9 protein-coding genes are annotated in these 6318 nt (G+C 67.7%); 5 read left to right on the top strand and 4 right to left on the bottom strand.

The window, feature by feature from the left end; genetic code table 11:
• On the bottom strand, positions 1–562 hold a 562-nt coding region (gene mtgA / locus FFS27_RS26480), incomplete at its 3' end, for a monofunctional biosynthetic peptidoglycan transglycosylase (protein ID WP_137952312.1).
• Positions 563–598: 36 nt separating this feature from the next.
• On the opposite strand from mtgA, the gene FFS27_RS26485 reads away from it, so the two are divergent.
• The 5 genes from FFS27_RS26485 to FFS27_RS26505 all read left to right on the top strand — a co-directional run bounded on the left by FFS27_RS26485 (position 599) and on the right by FFS27_RS26505 (position 4469).
• The gene (locus FFS27_RS26485) at positions 599–976 is read left to right on the top strand and encodes a DUF423 domain-containing protein (protein ID WP_021263126.1); all 378 of its coding nucleotides are present in this window, start codon (positions 599–601) and stop codon (positions 974–976) included.
• Between the two features lie 102 nt (positions 977–1078).
• Positions 1079–1279: a sulfur carrier protein ThiS gene (gene thiS, locus FFS27_RS26490; RefSeq protein ID WP_003084514.1), complete on the top strand. Its 201-nt coding sequence runs from the start codon at positions 1079–1081 to the stop codon at positions 1277–1279.
• A 58-nt stretch (positions 1280–1337) separates the two neighbouring features.
• Positions 1338–2135, top strand: coding sequence for a thiazole synthase (locus FFS27_RS26495; RefSeq protein WP_003084517.1), 798 nt, complete (start codon positions 1338–1340; stop codon positions 2133–2135).
• Positions 2136–2288: 153 nt separating this feature from the next.
• The gene (gene trmB / locus FFS27_RS26500) at positions 2289–2960 is read left to right on the top strand and encodes a tRNA (guanosine(46)-N7)-methyltransferase TrmB (protein ID WP_213904628.1); all 672 of its coding nucleotides are present in this window, start codon (positions 2289–2291) and stop codon (positions 2958–2960) included.
• 162 nt (positions 2961–3122) lie between these two features.
• Positions 3123–4469, top strand: coding sequence for a DUF1329 domain-containing protein (locus FFS27_RS26505; protein ID WP_003084522.1), 1347 nt, complete (start codon positions 3123–3125; stop codon positions 4467–4469).
• A 12-nt stretch (positions 4470–4481) separates the two neighbouring features.
• Here the strand turns inward: FFS27_RS26505 and FFS27_RS26510 are convergent, their stop codons facing one another.
• The 3 genes from FFS27_RS26510 to hemW form a co-directional block, all read right to left on the bottom strand.
• Complete coding sequence (locus FFS27_RS26510) at positions 4482–4739, bottom strand: hypothetical protein (protein WP_003084524.1); 258 nt, start codon at positions 4737–4739, stop codon at positions 4482–4484.
• A 61-nt stretch (positions 4740–4800) separates the two neighbouring features.
• Positions 4801–5124 (bottom strand): DUF3392 domain-containing protein, encoded by a 324-nt coding sequence (locus FFS27_RS26515; RefSeq protein ID WP_003084525.1) that lies wholly within the window; start codon positions 5122–5124, stop codon positions 4801–4803.
• An 80-nt stretch (positions 5125–5204) separates the two neighbouring features.
• The coding region (gene hemW / locus FFS27_RS26520) for a radical SAM family heme chaperone HemW (RefSeq protein WP_177527262.1) at positions 5205–6318 on the bottom strand (1114 nt) is incomplete at its 5' end.

Genomic DNA, 6318 nt, shown 5'->3' on the forward strand with positions numbered 1-6318 from the left:
CGTCGAGGCCGAAGTGATAGCGTGCCGCAGCCTGCGCGCCGAAGACGCCCGGGCCCCATTCGGCGCTGTTCAGGTAGACCTCGAGAATCCGTTGCTTGGTCCAGAGCGTCTCGATCAGCAGGGTGAACCAGGCCTCCAGGCCCTTGCGCAGCCAACTGCGCCCGGACCAGAGGAAGACGTTCTTCGCCACCTGCTGGCTGAGCGTACTGGCGCCGCGGATACTGCCGCCGCGCTCGTTGTGCGCGAGGGCCTGCTGGATGGCCGGCAGGTCGAAGCCGTGGTGCTCGGCGAAGTGCTGGTCCTCGCCGGCGATCACCGCGACCTTCAGGCTGTCCGGCAACTGCTCCCAGGAGCGCCAGTCGCGCTGCAGGTCGATGGGCTGGCCGTCGACCCAGGAGCCGACCTTGCGTTCGACCATGACCATGGTCCCCGGTGGCGGCACCCAGCGCAGGACCGCGACCAGCACGACGCTGGCGGCCATGAACCAGAGCAGGTACTTGAACAGGCGGCGGAACAGGGATCGCAACATGCGCGGCTTGGCTTGGAAGAAGGGGGCGGCCATTATAGCGGGCTGGATGCTATCACCGGAGTCTTGTCCATGCTTCGTCCCTTCCTGTTGTTGGCGGCATTTTTCGGTTTCACCGGCGTGGCCCTCGGGGCGTTCGCCGCCCACGGCCTGAAGAAGCAGCTCAGCGCCGAGTACCTGGCGGTATTCCAGACCGGCGTGCACTACCAGTTGATCCATGCCCTGGCGCTGTTCGGCGTGGCGCTGCTCGCCACCCGCCTGGACGGCCGCCTGGTGAGCGCGGCGGGTGGCCTGTTCACGCTGGGCATCCTGCTGTTCTCCGGCAGCCTCTACCTGCTGACCCTCAGCGGCGTCGGCAAGCTCGGCATCGTCACCCCGTTCGGCGGCGTCTCCTTCCTCGCCGGCTGGCTGTGCCTGGGGCTGGCCGCCTGGCGCCTGGGCAACGCCTGAGACCGGTTGCCTCAGGCGGCGCACTTGTCGACAAGGCGCCTTGGTCATCGGGGTGGATCGGGCTAGAATGCCGCTCCCTTTCACTTTCGTGACCGTCCAGCCATGCAGATTCAACTGAACGGCGAGCCCTTCGAGCTGCCCGACGCGCAGAGCGTCGCGGACCTGCTGGCCCGCCTGGAGCTTGGCGGCCGCCGCGTGGCCGTCGAGCTGAACCTGGATATCGTGCCGCGCAGCCAGCACGCCAGCACCGCGCTCAAGGATGGCGATCGCGTGGAGATCGTCCACGCCATCGGCGGCGGCTAGGCCTGGCCCCCGAACCCTTCCATCGGCCCCGCAAGCCTTTCCATCCAGGAGTCATCCGATGAGCCAAGCATCCAGTACCGATACCCCCTTCGTCATCGCCGGCCGTACCTATGGCTCGCGCCTGCTGGTGGGGACCGGCAAGTACAAGGACCTCGACGAGACCCGCCGGGCCATCGAGGCCTCCGGAGCGGAGATCGTCACGGTGGCGGTGCGGCGCACCAACATCGGGCAAAATCCCGACGAGCCGAACCTGCTGGATGTGATCCCGCCGGATCGCTATACCATCCTGCCGAACACCGCCGGCTGCTATGACGCGGTCGAGGCCGTGCGCACCTGCCGCCTGGCCCGCGAGCTGCTGGACGGGCACAACCTGGTCAAACTGGAAGTCCTCGCCGACCAGAAGACCCTGTTCCCCAACGTCGTCGAGACCCTCAAGGCCGCCGAGCAACTGGTGAAGGACGGCTTCGACGTGATGGTGTACACCAGCGACGACCCGATCATCGCCCGCCAACTGGCCGAGATCGGCTGCATCGCGGTGATGCCGCTGGCCGGCCTGATCGGCTCCGGCCTGGGCATCTGCAACCCCTACAACCTGCGCATCATCCTCGAGGAAGCCAAGGTCCCGGTGCTGGTCGACGCCGGCGTGGGCACCGCTTCCGATGCAGCGATCGCCATGGAGCTGGGTTGCGAGGCGGTGCTGATGAACACCGCCATCGCCCATGCCAAGGACCCGGTGATGATGGCCGAGGCCATGAAGCACGCGATCGTCGCCGGTCGCCTCGCCTACCTGGCCGGACGCATGCCGCGCAAGCTGTATGCCAGCGCCTCGTCGCCGCTGGACGGCCTGATCGACTGATACCGACTACCTGGGGCGGGCTGTCCGCCGGATGCGGGAAGCGTCCGGCAGGCAGCCCGCCCTTCTGTCTCTAGCAAGGTTTTCTTTTCCATGAGCGATACCCCGCAATCCCCGGCCCAGGACTCCCTGGCGGAACACGACGAAGCACGGCCGATGCGCACCGTGAAGAGCTTCGTGATGCGCGCCGGGCGCATGACCGAAGGCCAGCAGCGTGGCCTCGACCTGGGCTGGCCGAAGTTCGGCCTGGAACTGAGCGATGAGGTTCAGGACTTCGACGCGATCTTCGGTCGCCGGGCGCCGCGGACTTTCGAGATCGGCTTCGGCATGGGCCATTCCACCCTGGAAATGGCCGCCGCCGCGCCTGACATCGACTTCATCGGCGTTGAGGTGCACAAGCCCGGCGTCGGCGCGCTGCTCAACGGCCTGCTGACCCAGGGCCTGGGCAACGTGCGGGTGTATAGCTGCGACGCGCTGGAAGTGCTGCGCCACTGCGTGGCCGACGCCAGCCTCGATCGGCTGCTGCTGTTCTTCCCCGATCCCTGGCACAAGAAGCGCCACCACAAGCGGCGGATCGTCCAGCCGGAATTCGCCGAACTGGTGCGGCGCAAGCTGAAGGTCGGCGGCGTGCTGCACATGGCCACCGACTGGGAGCCCTATGCTGAGCACATGCTGGACGTCATGAGCGCGGCGCCGGGCTACCGCAACCAGGCCGAAGACGGCCGCTTCGTAGCGCGCCCGCAAGAGCGTCCGGTGACCAAGTTCGAACGGCGCGGGGAGCGCCTGGGACATGGCGTCTGGGACCTCAAGTTCGAGCGCATCGACTGATCCACCGCACCAGCGACGTATCCCTGGCGCCGAACCGGCGCCGGGACTCCAAGCAGACCGGGAACACCCGGCGGACCTCACCTTCAAGCTGCACGTTTCCCGGCTTCGGCCGGATCCAATAATAAGAGCGGCACGGCTCGGCCGGCTGCAAAGGAGACTGCTGTGTTGAAGAAACTGGGCATCCTGTTGCTCGGGGCCGGTTGCGCCTGGGCGGCGCAGGCCAAGGTAGACGAAGTCCAGGCCGCACGCCTGGACCAGGACCTGACCCCGCTGGGAGCGGAGCGGGCCGGCAACGCCGATGGCAGCATCCCGCCCTGGACCGGCGGCATCACCCAGGCGCCGGCCGGCTACCGGCCCGGCATGCATCACCTCGACCCGTTCGCCGCCGATCGTCCGCGCCTGGTCGTCGACAGCCGCAACATGGCCGCCTACCAGGCGCTGCTGACGCCGGGCACCCAGGCCTTGCTGCAGGCCAACCCGGACTACCACCTGCGGGTCTTCCCCACCCGCCGCAGCGCATCCCTGCCGCAGCGCCTGTACGACGCTACCCGCGCCAACGCCAGCCGCGCCGAGCTGATCGCCGACGGCAACGGCGTGCAGGGCGCTGCCGCCGGTGTGCCCTTCCCCCTGCCGCAGAGCGGCCAGGAAGCGATCTGGAACCACATCATGCGCTACCGCGGCGAGCAACTGCACCTGCAGACCAACCAGGCGGCGGTGCTGGCCAACGGCAGCTACAACCTGCTCAAGCTCGACCGCTACCTGTACTTCGTCTATGGCCGCGAGGGGATGATCCCGGAGAACCTCGACAACACGTTGTTCTACTACAAGTACAAGGTGGTCGCGCCGGCGCGCCTGGCCGGTTCGGCGCTGGTGGTGCAGGAAACCCTCGACCAGGTGCTGTCGATCCGCAAGGCCTGGCGCTTCAACCGTGGCGAGCGGCGCGTGCGGCGCTTGCCGACCCTGGCCTACGACAGCCTGCAGCCGGATACCAACGGCATGGCCACGGCGGACACCGTGGATGTCTACAACGGCGCACCGGACCACTACGAGTGGGCGTTGCTCGGCAAGCGCGAGATGCTGGTGCCTTACAACAGCTACGCGGTGCACCAGAAGGGCCTCGCCTATGGCGACATCCTCAAGAGCCGCTTCATCAATCCCGACCTGCTGCGCTACGAGCTGCATCGCGTTTGGGTGGTCGAGGCGACCCTGCGCAAGGGCTTCAGCCATCCCTACGCCAAGCGCCGCTTCTACCTCGACGAAGACAGCTGGCAGATCCTCGCCGCCGACATCTACGACAAGGATGGCGTGCTGACCCGGGCCCAGGAGGTCCATCCGATCAACTACTACGATGTGCCGCTGGTCTCCAGCACCCTGGAAGCGATCTACGACTTCAAGGGCGGCCGCTACTTCGTCGATGGGCTGGACAACAACGAGCCGATGTACGACTTCGGCGTCCAGGTCGGGCCGCGCGACTTCACCCCGCAGGCGCTGCGCCGGGAGGGTAACTGAGGCGGACGGCCCTCAGACGATCAGCTCGGCGCCGCGCAGCGTGCCGTCGTCGTCCAGGCGCGCCGGCGCCGGGCTGATCTGCAGGTACTTGATGCTGTCCCGCGGAATCAGCAGCAGGTCGCCGTCGACCTCGACGCTGAGATAGGGCGTGTCCAGTTGCTGGCGGATGCTGCGGGCGACCTCGGCCGGGTCGTCCTGCTGGCGCGGGAAGCGCAGCGACAGGCGCTGGCCGTCGGTGAAATGCAGATAGAGGTGCTTGATCGGTTTCATGCGGGCTCCCGGAGGCCATGACGCTCTTGGGGACGGCGCTGGCCGCCGGGAGACCGGGGGCTCAGCTGCGATCGGCGATCATGCCGATCACGAAGAACACTAGCAGGAGCACGGGCGCCAGGGTGTAGTTGTTGAAGTAGCCGAGGCCCTTGGCCAGCCAGGGGGTGACGAAGACCATCGCCAGGCCGTAGCCGACCGCGCAGATCAGCACGAACAGCAGGGTGCGGAAGACGAAGTTGAGGCTGCCGATGCGCTGCTGTACCCAGGCGTTGATCGCCGGGCCGAACAGCACCAGCAGGGTGGCCATGATGGCCAGGGAAATGTCCGACAGGTGGCTGCGGCTCCAGCGCGACAGGGTGGCGATCAGGTCCAGCGCGTAATCCATCGAGGGTTCCTTGTAACGAATCGGCGTGTCGGTCGGCGGAGTTTACCTGCCTGCCGGCACGGATGGGCGTGCATCCGTCGTCACGGCAGGAAATGTTGCAGCAGGTCGTTGAGGAACAGCTGGCCGCGTTCGCTGGGACGCAGGCGCTGCGGGTCGTCGGCGAGCAGCCCGGCGTCGCGCGCGGCGGCGCAGGCATCGGCGATCGCCGCCAGCGGCTGGCCGGTGCGCTGCGGGTAGAGCGCGGCGGGGACGCCGTCGACCAGGCGCAGCACGTTCATCATGAACTCGAATGGCAGGTCGGCCGCTTCCAGCGGGCGCTCGCCGGCCTGGAAGGCCTTTTGCGGGTTGAGGTAGTCCTTCGGCAGGCGGGTCTTCCAGGTCCGCACGATGCGTCCGTCCGGCGCGCTCAGCTTGGCGTGGGCGCCGGCGCCGATGCCGAGGAAGTCGCCGAAGCTCCAGTAGTTCAGGTTGTGCCGGGCGCGCAGGCCGTCGCGGGCGTAGGCGGAGGTCTCGTACTGGCGGTAGCCGTGCGCGTCGAGCAGGGCCTGGCCGGCTTCCTGGATGTCCCAGAGGATGTCGTCCTCGGGCAGCTCCGGCGGCTGGCTCCAGAACACCGTGTTCGGCTCCATGGTCAGTTGGTACCAGGAGAGGTGCGTGGGGGCCAGGGCGAGGGCCTGGCGCAGGTCGGCCAGGGCGTCGTCGAGGCTTTGCCCGGGCAGGCCGTGCATCAGGTCGAGGTTGAAGTTGTCGAAGCCGGCCTGGCGCGCCATGTCGGCGGCGCGCACTGCCTCGGCGCCGTCGTGGATGCGTCCCAGGGCCTGCAGCTTGTCGGCCTGGAAGCTCTGTACGCCGATGGACAGGCGATTGATGCCGAGGCGCCGGTAGTCGGCGAACTTGACCTGTTCGAAGGTGCCGGGATTGGCTTCCAGGGTGATCTCGATGCCGTCGGCGAAGCCGACCTTGCGTTCGACGCCTTCCAGTAGCCGGCCCAGGGCCTTGGCCGAGAACAGGCTGGGTGTGCCGCCGCCGAAGAAGATCGAACCCAGGCGCCGGCCGTGGACATGGCGCAGGTCCTGCTCCAGGTCGGCGAGCAGGGCGTCGACATAGGCCTCTTCGGGCAGCTCCGGGCCAGCGGCGTGGGAGTTGAAGTCGCAATACGGGCACTTGCGCACGCACCACGGGATGTGCACGTAC

Origin of the sequence: Pseudomonas sp. 2VD (assembly GCF_005503585.1) — a bacterium.
In the GTDB taxonomy this organism is placed as follows: Bacteria; Pseudomonadota; Gammaproteobacteria; order Pseudomonadales; family Pseudomonadaceae; genus Pseudomonas; species Pseudomonas aeruginosa.